Source organism: Sphingomonas sp. Leaf343 (genome assembly GCF_001423765.1).
Taxonomy (GTDB): Bacteria; Pseudomonadota; Alphaproteobacteria; order Sphingomonadales; family Sphingomonadaceae; genus Sphingomonas.
In genome coordinates this window covers 1-15,749 of sequence record NZ_LMPG01000010.1, presented here as the reverse complement: position 1 = coordinate 15,749, position 15,749 = coordinate 1, and the positions used below count along the sequence as shown (strand labels likewise).

The 15,749-nt window shown below is 67.9% G+C and carries 14 protein-coding genes; 7 read left to right on the top strand and 7 right to left on the bottom strand.

Translation table 11 applies throughout. From position 1 onward, the window contains the following. Positions 1-31: 31 nt before the first annotated feature. Positions 32-1,051, top strand: coding sequence for a N(4)-(beta-N-acetylglucosaminyl)-L-asparaginase (locus ASG07_RS05325; protein WP_443024590.1), 1,020 nt, complete (start codon positions 32-34; stop codon positions 1,049-1,051). Positions 1,052-1,220: 169 nt separating this feature from the next. Here the strand turns inward: ASG07_RS05325 and ASG07_RS05320 are convergent, their stop codons facing one another. The 6 genes from ASG07_RS05320 to dapA all read right to left on the bottom strand — a co-directional run bounded on the left by ASG07_RS05320 (position 1,221) and on the right by dapA (position 8,318). Then, entirely contained in the window at positions 1,221-1,571 is a 351-nt protein-coding gene (locus ASG07_RS05320) for a response regulator (RefSeq protein ID WP_055843299.1), read from the bottom strand. A gap of 66 nt (positions 1,572-1,637) precedes the next feature. Further along, a complete protein-coding gene (locus ASG07_RS05315; protein ID WP_055843297.1) occupies positions 1,638-4,013 on the bottom strand; it encodes a hybrid sensor histidine kinase/response regulator in 2,376 nt (791 codons plus the stop codon). Positions 4,014-4,093: 80 nt separating this feature from the next. Beyond that, positions 4,094-6,181, bottom strand: coding sequence for a M13 family metallopeptidase (locus tag ASG07_RS05310; RefSeq protein WP_055843295.1), 2,088 nt, complete (start codon positions 6,179-6,181; stop codon positions 4,094-4,096). Between the two features lie 70 nt (positions 6,182-6,251). Continuing rightward, positions 6,252-6,827: a DUF2062 domain-containing protein gene (locus ASG07_RS05305; RefSeq protein WP_055843934.1), complete on the bottom strand. Its 576-nt coding sequence runs from the start codon at positions 6,825-6,827 to the stop codon at positions 6,252-6,254. A 17-nt stretch (positions 6,828-6,844) separates the two neighbouring features. Next, positions 6,845-7,327 carry an SsrA-binding protein SmpB gene (smpB, locus tag ASG07_RS05300; RefSeq protein ID WP_055843293.1) on the bottom strand — a complete coding sequence of 161 codons (483 nt, stop codon included), beginning with the start codon at positions 7,325-7,327 and terminating at the stop codon, positions 6,845-6,847. Positions 7,328-7,433: 106 nt separating this feature from the next. Then, positions 7,434-8,318 (bottom strand): 4-hydroxy-tetrahydrodipicolinate synthase, encoded by an 885-nt coding sequence (dapA, locus tag ASG07_RS05295; RefSeq protein WP_055843291.1) that lies wholly within the window; start codon positions 8,316-8,318, stop codon positions 7,434-7,436. Positions 8,319-8,395: 77 nt separating this feature from the next. On the opposite strand from dapA, the gene ASG07_RS05290 reads away from it, so the two are divergent. From ASG07_RS05290 to ASG07_RS05265, 6 genes are all read left to right on the top strand, one after another. Next, positions 8,396-10,426: a lytic transglycosylase domain-containing protein gene (locus tag ASG07_RS05290; RefSeq protein WP_055843289.1), complete on the top strand. Its 2,031-nt coding sequence runs from the start codon at positions 8,396-8,398 to the stop codon at positions 10,424-10,426. A 30-nt stretch (positions 10,427-10,456) separates the two neighbouring features. Further along, the gene (locus tag ASG07_RS05285; protein ID WP_055843287.1) at positions 10,457-10,939 is read left to right on the top strand and encodes a GreA/GreB family elongation factor; all 483 of its coding nucleotides are present in this window, start codon (positions 10,457-10,459) and stop codon (positions 10,937-10,939) included. Positions 10,940-10,988: 49 nt separating this feature from the next. Then, positions 10,989-11,258 (top strand): hypothetical protein, encoded by a 270-nt coding sequence (locus ASG07_RS05280; RefSeq protein WP_055843285.1) that lies wholly within the window; start codon positions 10,989-10,991, stop codon positions 11,256-11,258. Between the two features lie 42 nt (positions 11,259-11,300). After that, positions 11,301-12,080 carry an NYN domain-containing protein gene (locus ASG07_RS05275; RefSeq protein ID WP_055843283.1) on the top strand — a complete coding sequence of 260 codons (780 nt, stop codon included), beginning with the start codon at positions 11,301-11,303 and terminating at the stop codon, positions 12,078-12,080. A gap of 96 nt (positions 12,081-12,176) precedes the next feature. After that, positions 12,177-13,856, top strand: a complete 1,680-nt coding sequence (gene ettA / locus ASG07_RS05270) for an energy-dependent translational throttle protein EttA (RefSeq protein ID WP_055843281.1) — start codon at positions 12,177-12,179, stop codon at positions 13,854-13,856. A gap of 59 nt (positions 13,857-13,915) precedes the next feature. Continuing rightward, on the top strand, positions 13,916-14,461 hold the full coding sequence (locus tag ASG07_RS05265) for a DUF3108 domain-containing protein (protein ID WP_055843278.1): 546 nt from the start codon (positions 13,916-13,918) through the stop codon (positions 14,459-14,461). Positions 14,462-14,557: 96 nt separating this feature from the next. Here ASG07_RS05265 and ASG07_RS05260 read toward each other — a convergent pair. After that, positions 14,558-15,687, bottom strand: a protein-coding gene (locus ASG07_RS05260; RefSeq protein WP_156361756.1) for an IS3 family transposase whose coding sequence is annotated in 2 segments (ribosomal slippage) — positions 14,558-15,435 and positions 15,435-15,687 — 1,131 coding nt in all. Because the reading frame shifts where the segments join, the coding sequence is not laid out codon by codon here. Positions 15,688-15,749 lie beyond the last annotated feature (62 nt).

Genomic DNA, 15,749 nt, shown 5'->3' with positions numbered 1-15,749 from the left:
GTTCGAGGGTATCAGCGACGGCCGTGCGGCCGTGAACGGGTTCGCCCGCCGTCGCGTCCTGTTCGGCGTCGCGGCGGCCGGTACGCTCCCGGTCGCCACGCTGGGGGGTACGCGGGCGGGAGCGGTCATGATGCCGCCGGTCGGCCCCTTGATCGTATCGACATGGGACTTCGGCGCTGCGGCGAATGCGGCGGCGATCGCGCGACTGCGGACCGGCGGGACCTTGCTGGACGCGATCGAAGCCGGGGCCAGAGTGCCGGAGGCGGACCCCGCCAACCATTCCGTGGGCTATAGCGGATATCCCGATCGCGACGGGCACGTGACGCTCGACGCGGTCATCATGGACGATCGTGGCAATGTCGGCGCGGTCGCGGCGCTGGAGGACGTGATGCACGCCGTCTCCGTCGCCCGTGCGGTGATGGACAAGACGCCGCACACGTTCCTGGTCGGCACCGGCGCGCGCCAGTTCGCGCTGGCACAGGGCTTTCCGACCCGGACCCTGCTGACTCCGGAATCGGAAAAGGCCTGGCGCGAGTGGCTGAAGACCGCGCGTTACAAGCCCGAAGCGAACGTCGAGAACCGGATCGGCGGCACGCGCGGATCGGCGCTGGACCACGACACGATCGGCATCATCGGGCGCGGCGCGGACGGCCGGTTCGCCGGTGCGTGCACCACGTCCGGCATGGCGTTCAAGATACGCGGCCGCGTCGGCGACAGTCCGCAGGTCGGCTCGGGCCTGTTCGTGGAGGCGGGCGTGGGGGCCGCCACCGCGACGGGTGTCGGCGAGGAGGTCACGCGGATCGCGGGAACCGCCCGGGTGGTGGCATCGATGCGCGGTGGGATGAGCGCGGCGGCGGCCTGTCGCGAGGCGGTGGAGCATATCGTCCGCCTGCGCGGCGATGCGGTGAAGGATGCGCAGGTCGGCTTCCTGGCGATCGGCCGCGATGGCGATGTGGGCGCCTTCGCGCTGCAACCCGGCTTCACCTACGCGGTCACGACCGGCGACGGCGCGACGACGATCGTGCCGGCCGACAGCTTGCGGCGAGCTTGACGAATCGGGCGGTCGCGCAGGGCGGCCGCCGAAGCCCGCCATAGCGCGACGTCGCCGTTCCCCCGAGCGACGGCTGACCTCGCGACCAGCACCTTTGCGGCCGGAGGCCGAACTTTTTGCCGTACGGGCGGAGCGCGGAAGGCGTTTCGACCTCGGCCGTCAGATCGCCTCAGAGCGCCGCAAGTGCCTTTTCGACGCCGTCCATGGTGAACGGCTTTTGCAGGACCGGACGGTCGCGGAAGCGTTGGTCGACGCTGTCGTCGCTGCCGCCGGTCGCGAATACGAACGGTATCCCGGCCGCAGCCAGCGCTTCGGCGACGGGTGTGCTCTTCTCGCCGCCCCGCAGGTTGACATCGAGGATCGCGGCGTCGATGCCGCCCCCGTCGATCCGCCCCAGTGCCGCGGTCACGCTGTCGCAGCTGCCGGCGACGCTCTGGTCCAGCACCTCGAGGAAATCCTCGAGCATCATGGCGATCAGGGGTTCGTCCTCAACGATGAGGATGTGCTTCGGGGCAGTCATCGCCTGATGCCTTAGCCCCGATCGGGACGGAGACGCAATGGTTTGCCCAATCCCGATTAACGCACGTCAACGCGGAGCGAGCGCGTCCCGCGCGGCTTCCCACAATTGCTGAACGGAAAACGGTTTCGGCAGGAAGGCGACGTTGTCGAGGTCGATCGATTTGCGCAATTGCTCCTCGGCATAGCCCGACATGAACAGCACCGGCAGGTCCGGATAGCGTTCGCGGGCATGACGGACCATCGTCGGCCCGTCCATCGTCGGCATGACGACGTCGGAGATGAGCAGGTCCGGCCGCTCGATCCGCGCCAGCACCTCCAGCGCCACCTCGCCGTTGTCGGCGGTAACGACGGTATAGCCCTGCCGTGCCAGCGCGCGCTCGGCGACGGCGCGAACCATATCCTCGTCCTCGACCAGCAGCACGGTCCCCTGCGCCCATGTCTCGCCCTTCGGCGTCTCGCGCAGCGTCGGCTTGGCGGGCAGCACCGGGGTTTCGGGGGCGGTGTGGACGGGCAGGTACATCGTGAAAGTGGCGCCCTGCCCCGGCCGGGAATCCGCAAAGATCCAGCCGCCCGACTGTTTGACGATGCCATAGACGGTGGAGAGGCCGAGCCCGGTACCCTTGCCCAGTTCCTTGGTGGTGAAGAACGGTTCGAAGATCTTGGGCAGGATATCGGCGGGGATGCCGGTGCCGGTATCGGTCACGGACAGCGCCGTGTAGTCGGCGGCGGGCAGGATGTCGGACCCCATCGCCCGCACCTCCGCCGCCGTCACCGACCGCGTCTGGATCGTCAGCGTGCCGCCGCCGCGGGGGTGCGCCGTCATGATCGCGTCCCGCGCATTGACCGCGAGGTTGACGACGACCTGCTCCAGCTGCCCCGGATCGGCGCGCACCGGCCCGAGATTGCGACCGTGCGTCACGTCGAGCTTCACCGTCTCGCCCATCAGACGCTTCAGAAGGTTCGACACCTCCGACACGACGTCGGGCAATTGCAGGATCTGCGGACGCAGCGTCTGCTGCCGGCTGAAGGCGAGCAGCTGGCGGGTCAGGCCGGCGGCGCGGTTGGAATTGGTGCGGATCTGCTGGATGTCGTCGTAATCGCTGTCGCCCGGCGAATGGCGCATCAGCATCAGGTCGCAATGGCCGAGGATCGCGGTCAGGATGTTGTTGAAATCATGCGCGACGCCGCCGGCGAGCTGGCCGACCGCCTGCATCTTGGTCGCCTGCGCCACCTCGCGCTTCAGGCGGCTTTCCTCGCTATTGTCCTTCAGGCTCAGCAACACCGCCGCATCGCCCAGCCCCCGCGCGCCGGCGATCGTCAGCGCGACCGGTTCGTCGGGATGATCCTTCAGCCGCACCGCCATATCGGCCGAGTGCGTCGCGCCGCCCGCAAAGCGACGGATCGCGTCGGCCACCGCAGCCTTGTCCTCGCGCACGACGAGGTCGCCCGGATACAGCGGCGGTGCCTGCGGATCGACCGACGCGGCACGGACGAACGAGTCGTTCATTTGCAGGAAGCGCCCGTCGCGATCGACCAACGCCATGCCGAACGGCATCAGCGACACCAGACTGCGCACATGCGCGGACGCCGACGCACCGATCGCGGGCGCATCCTCGCGATCGTCGAGCAGGACGATCAGGATGGGAGAGTCCTCCCCCTCCAGAAACGGGACCTGCAACAGGCGGAGCGGTGTCCCCTCCAGCCCCTCACGTTCGAACCGGAGCAGCCCGCGGCTGTCGGTGATGAGGAAATGCGCGAAATCGCGGTGGCGGATCGTGGCGTCGCCCCCGGTCGCGCGCAGCGTCAGCGCGCGGTTGGCGGCCCGGACGCGGCCGTCGCTGTGAAGGAGCGCCGCCATGATCCCCGACTGGCCGAGACGGTCGCCGGTGTCGCCACCGATCAGCGACTCCGCCGTCGTCGTGACGTCCTGCTCCGGTGCCGCCGCGAAGCGCCAGACGAGCATGTCGGCCTCTTCGCCGGCCCGCGTCACGGTGGCGATCAGGACGCTGCCCTCCACGACCAGCCGGTCGATCGTGGCCGTGCCGTCACGCCATGCCAGCCGACCCGCCTGGCTGAGCGCGGCGACGCCGGTTTCCCCGATCGGCAGCGCCGGCGGGGTCGGAAAGTCGCCGAAGATATATTCGTAGGCGTCGTTGGCGCAGACCAGACGCCCGGCCCGGTCGGTGACCGCGACGGCATCGGCGCTGGCGGCGGCCACCGCGCGCGTGACGTTCCAGTCGACCGCCCTGCCGTCCGGCTCGCGCACCGGAGCCAGCAGCCGCCACGCCGCGACGATGCCGACCAGCACGACCGCACCGCCCAGAAACCCCGCCGCCGCGATCCAGCTTCCGGTCAGCAGCAGGACCAGCACCGCCGCCGCGATACCGGCGGCGACCGCGATCAGGGCCGCAAGACGAACGGGAGACAGGCCGAGGGTTGTCATTGCACCAGCCTTCGGGCGGGAGTGCGGGACTCGTCAAGCATATCCCCTCCCACGGACGCCCGCGGGAGGGGATCGAGCCATCACCAGATGCGGATACGCTGGGCCGGCGGCAGGTACATCGCCTGCCCCGGCTTCGCACCGAAGGCCGCATACCACGGATCGAGGTTGCGAACCGTCCACGCGCGGTAATGGCCCGGCGAGTGCGGATCGGAGAGCAACGTCTGCTGCAGCGCCTGCTCGCGGAACTTGATGCGCCAAACCTGCGCCCAGCCGTAATAGAAACGCTGGTCGCCCGTGGTCCCGTCGATCACCGGCGCGGGCTTGCCACCGAGCGAGCGGTGGTATGCGTCGAGCGCCACTGTCAGTCCGGCGAGATCGGCGATATTCTCCCCGAGCGTCAGGCCACCCTGGATGTGCTGGCCGGGCAGCGGTTCGTAGGCGTCGTACTGCGCCACCAGTGCGTCGGTGAACGCCTTGAAGCGGCTTACGTCCTGTGGCGTCCACCAGTCGGTCAGTTTGCCGGTCTCGTCATATTTGCGGCCCTGATCGTCGAAATGGTGGCTGATCTCATGCCCGATCACCGCGCCGATGCCGCCATAGTTCACCGCCGGATCGGCCTTCGGATCGAAGAAGGGCGGCTGGAGGATCGCGGCGGGGAACACGATCTCGTTCATCACCGGGTTGGCGTAGGCGTTGATCGTCATGGGCGTCATGAACCACTCGCCGCGATCGATCGGCTGGCCGAGCTTGCCCAGTTCGCGCTGATATTCGAAGGCGTTGGCGCGGGCGACGTTGCCGACGAGGTCGTCGCGCCTGACCTGAAGCGTCGAATAATCGCGCCACGTGTCGGGATAGCCGATCTTGGGCGTGAACGCGGCCAGCTTCCGGCGCGCCTTCGCCTTGGTCTCGGGGGCCATCCATTCCAGCTTGTCGAGGCGATCGCCCATCGCGACGATCACGTTCTTCACCAGCGCGTCGATCGCCGCCTTGGATTCGGGCGGGAAATACTTCGCGACATATTGCTGGCCGATCGCCTCGCCCAGACCACCGGAGACGGTGCCGACGCCGCGCTTCCACCGATCCTGCTGCTGCGGGGCGCCCGACAGGGTCGTTCCGTAGAAGGCGAAGTTCGCCTTTTCGATCTCGTTCGACAGATAGGGCGCGAACGCCCGCATGACGCGCAGCGCGGCGTAGTCGCGCAGCACCGGCAGCGGCGCATCGGCGAAGACCTTCGCCTCCCCCGTCACCGCGCTCGGCTGCGACACGATGTAATAGGGGCGACCGGCGACGCCGAGGGCGGTCATGTACGGACCCCAGGCGATGCCCGGAGCCTTCGCGGCGAAATCGGCGGCGGTCCAGCGGTTGTACGTCTTGTCCGCATCGCGGCTTTCGATCCGCGTCCAGTGCGCGGTCGCGATCGCCTTTTCGAGGTTCACGACCGCAGCCGCGCGCGCTTCCGCCCCCGGTTCGCCCGCGAAGCCCAGCATCCTGGCGACATACGCCTGATAGGCGGTGCGGACGGCGGCGAGCTTCGCGTCATCCTTCAGATAGTAATCGCGATCCGGCAGGCCGAGGCCGGCCTGTCCGAAGCTGACCGCGTAAGTGTTCGGGTCCTTGTCATCCGGGCCGACGCCCATGCCGAAGAAGCCGCCGACGCCCTGACGCTGGAGCTTCGCCATCTCCAGCAGCAGCGCTTCCCTGGTCGGCGCGGCCTTGACGGCGGCCAGCCACGGCTTGACGGGGGTGACGCCCTTCGTATCGGCCGCCGCCTGATCCATGAAGCTGGCGTAATAGTCGCCGATCTTGTCGCCGGGACGCTTCGATGCGTCTTCCAGGATGCCGCGCGTGCGGCTCAGCGACAGGTCCTGCAGGACGTGGAACATGCCGTAGGTCGACCGATCGGCCGGGATGGCGGTGTTCTTGTACCATGTTCCGCTGGCATAATCGAAAAAGTCGACGCCCGGCTGCACCGACAGGTCGCGGCCGGCCATGTCGAACCCGAACGTGCCGAGTTGCGGCTTGTCGGCGGTGGCGGGGGTGACGGGGCCCTGCGCCGCCCTGGCGACGGTGCGGGTCTGCTCGGCCTGACGGGCCGGCGTGGTCTGGGCGATGGCGAGGGAAGACACCGTGGAAGCAAACAGTACGAAACCAGCAAACGGCTTACGCATCTAACATCCTTTAAAGGCTGTGGATGTGCGGTGTCTTACTCTTCCATGACGGCGCGTCAAACGGCGGGAATCACATCGCCGCGCGGCCGTCGTGCCGATGCCGCCATTTGCGCGCGATCCACAGCCGCCACCCGAGCGCCGACAGCGCATAGCCAAGGATCGACGCCCCCGCCGTCATCACGATCAGGCCGACGCCGAACGCCGGTCCCTTGTCCCACAGCCAGTGCAGCGCCTGTGTCGCCCATTGCAGCCAGCCGGTCGCCGCCTCCGCCGCCGGCTGCGTCAGGATCGGGACGTCGGTCCGCAACAGCCACGCGCCGATCTGGTACGCCATGATCCACAGGATCGGGGTGGTCAGCGGATTGGTGATGAACGTCGTCAGCGCCGCGACGGGCACATTGGCGCGGAACGGCAGCGCGAAGACGGCGGCGATCGCGATCTGCGCGACCGGGAACAGAAATCCGGCGACCATCCCCAGCGCGACGCCGCGCGGAACCGAACGGCGGGTGAAGCGCCAGAGCTCCGGCGCGAGGACCCGGTGCGCGACGGGCCGCAGCATCCGGTTGCGCTCCATCGACTCGCGCGTCGGCAGGTTGCGGCGGCACCATGCGGCCGAACGCTGCCAGATGGTGGGCGGAACAGCCATGTCCGGCCGCGGAGCCATCACCCGCGCTCGCGCATGATGCGCCCGGCCTCTCGCTTCCACTCGCGCTCCTTGATGGCGGCGCGCTTGTCGTGATCCTTGCGGCCCTTGGCCAGCGCCAGCTCCACCTTCGCTCTCCCCCGGCTGTTGAAGTAGACGGAGAGCGGGACGAGCGTCATGCCCTCCCGCGCGACCGCACCGTGGAGCTTGTTTATCTCGCGCTCATGAAGGAGCAATTTACGGGGTCGCTTCGCCTCGTGGTTGAAGCGGTTGCCGTGGCTGAATTCGGGGACGTTGGCGTTGACCAGCCAGATCTCCGATTCCTTCACCTCGGCATAGCTTTCGGCGATCGACCCCTCGCCGAAGCGGAGCGACTTCACCTCTGTGCCGGTCAACGCGATGCCGGCCTCGAACACCTGTTCGATGCTGTATTCGAACCGCGCCTTGCGATTCTCGGCGACGATCTTCTTCTTGTCGAAGGTGGCGGGTTTGGGGCGGGACATGTCGTCCCGATGTAGGCAGCCCCTGCCCCGCTGGGAAGCGGCGATCGCACGCTCCGGCCCGGTGCCGCGCCGTTATGGCGTCCGCGGACCGGCCGGGCGAGTTCGACTATGCGAGCCCGGCCGCGGCCAGCCCGGCATCGATCGCGGATCGGGCCGCCTCGCCCGCCGGGGTCATCGGCAGGCGCAGATGCGGCGGGAAGCCGGAGCGCACCCGCGTCATCGCGTACTTGACCGGGCCGGGAGACGCATCGACGAACATCGCGTCGTGCAGCGCATAGAGCCGGTCGTGCAGCGCCAGCGCGGCGGCATGATCGCCCCCGGCGCAGGCCGTCTGGAACTCCGCGCACAGGCGCGGCGCGGCATTCGCGGTGACCGAGATGCAGCCGACCCCGCCCAGCGTGTTGTATGGCAGCGCCAGATCGTCGTTGCCCGACAGCTGGGCGAAGCCGTCCCCGAGCGCGAGCCGGTGCTGGGTGACGCGCGGCAACACGCCGCTGGCGTCCTTGATCCCGACGAACACGGTCGGGAAAGCCTGCACGATGCGGATCACGGTGGCAGGCAGGATGTCGGTCACGGTGCGGCCGGGGACGTTGTAGAGGATGATCGGCAGCGGCACGTCGTGCGCCAGCGCCTCGAAATGGCGGAAGATGCCCTCCTGCCCCGGCCGGTTGTAATAGGGCGGGACCATCAGCGCGGCGTCGGCACCCGCATCCCTGGCGGCGATCAGGTTGGCGGCGGCGACGCGCGTATCGTTCGATCCCGCGCCGGCGATCACCGGCACGCGGCCCCTCGCCTGATCGACGCAGACTCGCACGACCTCGAAATGCTCGTCCTTGGTCAGCGTCGCCGCCTCCCCGGTCGTGCCGCAGGCGACGAGGCCCGACGATCCCTCGGCGATCTGCCATTCCACCAGATCGCGGAATGCCGCGTCGTCGAACGCGCCGGTCGGATCGAACGGCGTGACGAGGGCGGGGATCGATCCGGAAAACATGCGAAAATAACCTTGTTCGCGCCACGGGGCGTCAATTCGTTCAGGACAGATACGGGTTGCGGGACTAGATTGTCCACATGATCGCATCCCTGAAGTCGACCGTCCTCCTCGCCCTTTTCGCCGGCACCGCCGGCCTGCCCCAGACGCAGGAACAGATCGAACGCGCCAGCGTGGAGGCGGCGAACCGCGCCGCCGCCGCGACCGGCGCAACATCCACTTCGCGACAGCTGGGAAGTCCGGTTGGGCCCGCGATCGGCAGCCCCGCCCTTGCCTCGGCGCTGGCCCAGTGGCGCGCGTTGCAACAGACCGATGCACTGCCGTTCGACAGCTACGCCAGTTTCCTGACCGCGCATCCGGGCTGGCCCGGCGAGGCGGCGAACCGCCGTGCGGCGGAGCGTCAGGCGCAGAACGCCGCGCCGGGCAATGTCGTCGCCTTCTTCCGTCGTTATCCGCCGCAATCGGCGACGGGCCATGTCGCGCTCGCCCGCGCACTGGCGGCGAGCGGCGATATCGCCGGGGCGAATGCCGCGGCGAAGGCGGCGTGGCGGATGGGATCGCTGTCGACGCAGGACGAGGGGCTGGTGCTGACCCAGTTCGCCGGCGCGCTGACGCCGGACGATCACGACGCGCGGATGGATGCGCTGCTGTGGCAGGACGCGACCGGCACGGCGCAGCGACAGCTCGGCTATACCAGCGCTGCGAAACGCCCGATCTTCGCGGCAAGGCTGGCGTTCCGGACCAGGGCTCCCGATGCGGCGGCGATCTCCGCGGCGACGCAGGCGCTGTACGCCAACGATCCGGGCTATGTCGCGGATCGGGCGACGTGGCTGCGCAACACGTTGAGCCCCAGCGTGCGGCCCTGGCTCGCATCCCGGCCGGCACTAGCGGCCCGGCCCGGCAATGTCGAGAAATGGTACGAGGTGCTGCTGGTCAACGCCCGCGGGGCGGCGGCGGACAATCAGTGGCAGGTCGCCTACGACATCGCGCGGCAGGTCGACGACGCCTATCCGGCCGGCACCGACGTGTCGAAGAAGCCGTATGGCGAGCGCGACGACTATACTTCGCTCGTGTGGCTCGCCGGGCAGACGGCGATGAAGCAGCTCGGCCGCCCCGCCGACGCGATGCCGCTGTTCGAGCGGTACGGCCGCGGCAGCATGGCGCCGCAGACGCGCGCCAAGGGCTTCTACTGGGCGGGCCGCGCGGCGGAGGCAGCCGGGCTGGCGACGCAGGCAGCGGGGTTCTACGCGCAGGCGGCGGGGTACCGGGACCAATATTACGGGCAACTGGCGCTGGAGCGGACCGGCCAGTCGCTGGTCGCGCCGCCGCCCCCGCCCGTGCCGCTGATCGCGCAGGCCGAGCGGAACGCCTTTGCCGCGCGCGAGACGGTGCAGGCGGTGCGCTTCCTGGGCCAGATCGGCGACTGGAAGGACCAGACCGCCTTCGTCCGGCAGATCGCGGCGGACGCGACCAGCGACACCGATCACTGGCTGGCCGCCGATCTGGCGCGGCAGATCGCGCGCCCCGATCTGGCGGTGATGGTCGGGCGCAGCGCGATGCAGAATGGGCTGACGGAATATTCCGCGGCGGGCTTTCCGACGGTGCCGGTGCCGAACGGGTACGAGGGTCAGTGGACGTTGATCCACGCCATCGCGCGGCAGGAGAGCCAGTTCGACCGCGCGGCGATCAGTGGCGCGGGTGCGCGCGGGCTGATGCAGTTGATGCCGGCCACTGCGCGTGAGCAGGCCGTTAAGATGGGGCTGAGCTATTCGCCCGACCAACTGACGACCGACCCGAACCTGTCGATCATGCTGGGATCGAGCTATTTCCAGCGCGTCTTCAATAATTACGGCAGCTACCCGCTGGCGATCGCCGCGTACAATGCGGGCGGCGGCAACGTGAACAAGTGGCTGCGCCAGTTCGGCGACCCGCGCACGGGCGCGGTCGAGTGGGTCGATTGGGTGGAAGCGATCCCTTATACCGAGACGCGCAATTACGTGCAGCGCGTGCTGGAGAATGCGGTCGTGTACGACCTGATGAACCCCGCCCGCGCGCAGAGCCGGGGGGCGACGCGGCTGAGCTGGTATCTGGGCAAGAACCGCCCGGGTTGATGAATGCGGCGGTCCGCGTAGGAACGCGGCATGGACCGCCCCAATTACATCACACCCGCCGGCTACGCCGCCCTGCGCGTGGAATACGAGCAGCTGTTCGCGACCGAACGCCCGGCGCTGGTGGAGACGATCAGCTGGGCGGCGGGCAATGGGGACCGGTCGGAGAATGGCGACTATATCTATGGCCGCAAGCGTCTGCGCGAGATCGACCGGCGGCTCGGCTGGCTGGCGAAGCGGATGAAGGCGGCGAAGGTCGTCGATCCCGCGCGACAGGAGGACCGCAGCCGCGCGTGGTTCGGCGCGACGATCACGATCGCGGACGAGGATGATATCGAACGCGTCCTGACGCTGGTCGGAGACGACGAGACGGATGCGGGGGCGGGCCGCATCGGGTGGAACGCGCCTCTCGCCCTCGCGCTGCGGGGTGCGGCGGTGGGCGATCTGCGCCGCGTCGAGCTGCCCGCGGGCGTCCGCGAATATGAGGTGATCGCCCTCTCCTATCCGTCCGGATGAGGAACGGTGCGACAGATGTGGCCGTTGACTCCCTAGAAGGAGACGAGAAATGGCCGAGAATCCCCGTGCCACGACCGCGCGCGACACCGACGACCACGAACTGATCGAACAGGCTGTCGCGGACTCCGATGGCGGCGGCACCGCGAGCGGCACGACCGCCGGCGGCAAGGGCAGCGGCGCACTGGCCCGTGACGTCGGCAGCGCGGACGATCTGGCGCACGATGTCGGCGACGCGGACACCCATACCCGCGCCACCAGGCAGAACGACATCGATGCGGGCGTCGCCCGACCCTCCGACCGGCGCGGCGACGCCGGTTAGGCTGCGCTTGCCGGGGCGGGCCGGGTCGGCGACAAGGGGGGCATGGAAGACACCTCCACCCGCAACATCGCCCTGCTGATCGACGCCGACAACGCGTCCGCCGCCACGCTCGACCCCGTGCTGACGGTGCTGGCGGAGCTCGGCACCGTCAACGTCCGGCGCGTCTACGGCAACTGGACCAAGTCCGGGCTGAAGCCGTGGCAGGACATGGCGATCCGCCATGGCATCGAACCGCAGCAGCAGTTCGACCTGACCAAGGGCAAGAACGCCACCGACATGAAGATGACGATCGACGCGATGGACCTGCTGTTCCGGGGCCGGGTCGAGGGGTTCGGAATCATGTCGTCGGACAGCGACTTCATGCCCCTCGCCATGCGGATCCGGCAGGACGGGCTTCCCGTCTACGGTTTTGGCGGATCGAAGACGCCGGAGGGGTTCCGGCAGGCGTGCACGCGCTTCATCGACGTCGGCGCGCTGCTGACCGAGCGCCCCGCTCCGGCGGCGGCCGCCTTGCCGACGTCGGAGGACGTGCCGATCGAGCAGTCCCTGCCCCCCGCCATCGCCGGTCGGGCAGCGCCCAAGGCGAAGGCGCCGGTGGGCGAGGACCTGCTCAAACTCCTGATCGACGCCTATGACGCGACCAAGCGCGACGAGAAGGGTTTCGTCAGCCTGTCGGCAATGGGGCAGCTGGCCGCCAACCGGTCCAGCTTCGACGCGCGGAATTACGGGTACCGGAACCTCGCCGATCTCATCAAGGCGGTGCCGAACTTCCAGTCGGAATCGCGGGAGGGTGGACGGCTGTTCGTGAAACGCGTGCGGTAGGGCGGGCGAACCCGCCCCGCGTTGCCAAAAACCCGCGTCGTCGCTATCTCGCGGGCAACACTTCCGCCACTTCTCGAATACGGAGCGCGTGCCAGCATGGCCGTCCAGTACACCTACGTCATGAAGGGTCTGACCAAGACCTTCCCGGGCGCGAACAAGCCCGTCCTGAACAACATCCACCTGCAGTTCATCCCGTCGGCCAAGATCGCGATCATCGGCCCGAACGGATCGGGCAAGTCGACGCTGATGAAGATCATGGCCGGCATGGACCCCGATTTCGTCGGCGAGGCCTGGGCCGCAGAGGGTATCCGTGTCGGCTATCTGGCGCAGGAGCCGCAGCTCGATCCGACCAAGGACGTGATGGGCAACGTCAAGGACGGCGTCCGCCCGGTCGCGGATCTGGTCGACCGGTTCAACGCGATCTCGGCCGAGATGGGCGATCCGCAGGACGACACCGACTTCGACGCGCTGATGGAGGAGATGGGCGAGCTTCAGGCCAAGATCGACGCGGTCGACGGCTGGTCGCTCGACAGCCAGCTGGAACAGGCGATGGAGGCGTTGCGCTGCCCACCGGGCGATTCGCCGGTGACCAACCTGTCGGGCGGCGAGAAGCGCCGCGTGGCGCTGTGCAAGCTGCTGCTGGAGAAGCCGGACATCCTGCTGCTCGACGAGCCGACCAACCATCTGGACGCCGAAAGCGTGTCGTGGCTGGAAAATTACCTGAAGGAATATACCGGCAACGTCATCCTCGTGACGCACGACCGCTACTTCCTCGATAACGTCGTCAACTGGGTGCTCGAACTGGATCGCGGCCGTTACTACACCTACGAGTCCAACTATTCCGGCTATCTCGAAAAGAAGGCCAAGCGCCTTGAACAGGAAGAGCGCGAGGAGGCCGGCAAGCAGAAGGCGATCGCCGACGAACTGGCGTGGATGCGCCAGACCCCCAAGGCGCGGCAGACCAAGAGCAAGGCGCGTATCCGCGCGTTCGACGAGCTGATGGAAAAGCAGGAGAGCCGCGTCGCCGGCAAGGCCGCGATCCTGATCCAGCTTCCGTCGCGGCTGGGCGGCAAGGTGATCGAGGCCAAGGGGCTGACCAAGTCCTATGGCGACAAGCTGCTGTTCGACAATCTCGACTTCACCCTGCCGCCGGGCGGTATCGTCGGCGTGATCGGGCCGAACGGCGCGGGCAAGTCGACGCTGTTCAAGCTCATCACCGGTCAGGAAACACCGGACGAGGGCACCATCGAGGTCGGCTCGACCGTCAAGCTCGGCTATGTCGACCAGAGCCGCGACGATCTCGATCCCAACAAGAACGTCTGGCAGGAAATCTCCGACGAACTGGAGATCTTCCGCTTCGGCAAGCAGGAGATGGGGACGCGGGCCTATGTCGGCGCGTTCAACTTCCGCGGAGCGGACCAGCAGAAGAAGGTCGGCCAGCTATCGGGCGGTGAGCGCAACCGCGTCCACATGGCCAAGATGCTGAAGGAGGGCGGCAACGTCCTGCTGCTCGACGAGCCGACCAACGATCTCGACGTCGAGACGCTGCGCGCGCTGGAAGAGGCGCTGGAGACGTTCGCGGGCTGCGCCGTCGTCATCAGCCACGATCGCTTCTTCCTCGATCGCCTCTGCACGCACATCCTCGCGTTCGAGGGCGACAGCCACGTCGAATGGTTCGAGGGCAATTACGAAAGCTACGAAGAGGACAAGCGCCGCCGCCTGGGCGACGCCGCCGATCGTCCGACGCGACTGGCGTACAAGAAGCTGACGCGCTGACGCTTGACTGCCCTATGTAACTCACACACGTCCCTTCCGGTATTTCGGGAGGGACGTGGATGATCGCGATGATGATGGCGCTGGCGGCGGCACAGGCGGCGGCCCCGATGGTGGTGAAGCCGGACGGGCACAAGCTGAAGCCGGCCGACCAGTGTTTCGTCATCGCGCGCGGCGGACAGGCGATGGGTCTGACCCGGCAGACGATCAAGGCGACGACCGCAGGCGGCAAGCCGGCCTGGGACGTGGTCGTTCATCAGCGCATCGGCGACGGCAAATTCGACATGCGCGATCATTTCGTGCTGTCGCGGAAGGACCTGCTGCCGATCAGCTTCGACAATCGCCGCAACGGCGAGGAGCATGTCCGGTTACGGTACGCCGACGGCCGTATCACGGGCACACGCACGGACAAGGGCGTCGCGATCCCGATCGACGTGACTGCGCCTGCGCCCGTGTGGGAGGGCAATCTGTGGGGCGTGGCCTTTGGCGCGTTGCCGCTGAAGGACGGCGCGACGTTCGACCTGCCCTATTACCAGTATGACCAGGGTCTTTCCCGCTTCACGCTGACGGTGAAGGTGACGTGTTCCCCAAAGCTCTACCAGTCATAACTGGAGTCCGGGGTTAGTATGGTGCCCCTCGGGGCGGTGTTGCACAACCCGCCTGGCAGCATCGGCGGGNTGACGTGTTCCCCAAAGCTCTACCAGTCATAACTGGAGTCCGGGGTTAGTATGGTGCCCCTCGGGGCGGTGTTGCACAACCCGCCTGGCAGCATCGGCGGGCGTCAGCCCGCCAACACCACTATGCGGCCGCACATGGTTGTAGTCGTCGCGCCAGAGCCGCAGCACCGAGCGGGCATGGCCGAGCGACACGAACAGCGTCTCGTTGAGACATTCGTCGCGCAGGCGGCCGTTGAAGCTCTCGACGTAGCCGTTCTGCTGCGGCTTGCCCGGCGCGATGTAGTGCCACTCGACGGGTCGTTCCTGCGTCCATCTCAGGATCGCCAGGCTGGTCAGTTCGGTGCCGTTGTCGCTGACAATCATCAGCGGCGGAACGCCCCTGGCCGCGATGATGGCGTCGAGCTCGCGGGCGACACGCGCGCCTGACAATGAGGTGTCGACCACCAGCGTCAGGCATTCGCGCGTGAAGTCGTCGACCACCGCAAGGATGCGGATGCGCCGGCCGCTGATCAGCGTGTCGCTGACGAAGTCGAGGCTCCAGCGCTGGTTCGGACCCTGCGGCAGCGTCATCGGCGCCCGGGTGCCCATCGCTCGCTTGCGGCCACGCCGGCGCCTGACCCGCAGGTTCTCCTCGCGATAGAGCCGCAGCAGCTTCTTGTGGTTCATGACCAGCCCCTCGCGGGCCAGCATGATCCCCAGCCGCCGGTAGCCGAAGCGCCGACGTTCAGCCGCGATCTCGCGCAGCCGCGACCGCAGGTCGCCATCATCACTACGCCGGGGCGCGTAGCGCACCGACGTTCGATCTACGCCGAAGATGGTACATGCCCGACGCTCGCTGATGCCGAACAGCTGCCGGGCATGCTCGACAGCCTTCCGCTGAGCGGCGGGCTTCACCAGTTTTTTGCCGCGACTTCCTTCAACACGGCATTGTCGAGCATGGCGTCCGCCAGCAGCCGTTTGAGCCGGCCGTTCTCCTCCTCGAGCACCTTCAGCTTGCGCGCCTGCGACACGTCCATACCGCCGTACTTGGCCTTCCACGCATACAGCGTCGCGCTGCTGATCCCGTGCTTGCGACACACATCGGCCGTTTTCATCCCCGCCTCCTGCTCGCGCAACACCGCGATGATCTGCTCCTCGCTGAACCTCGTCTTCTTCACTTCCGTCTCCTCGCGAAGGCGGACTCTAGCTCAAATTGGCAGAGTTTCTGGGGAGCACGTCA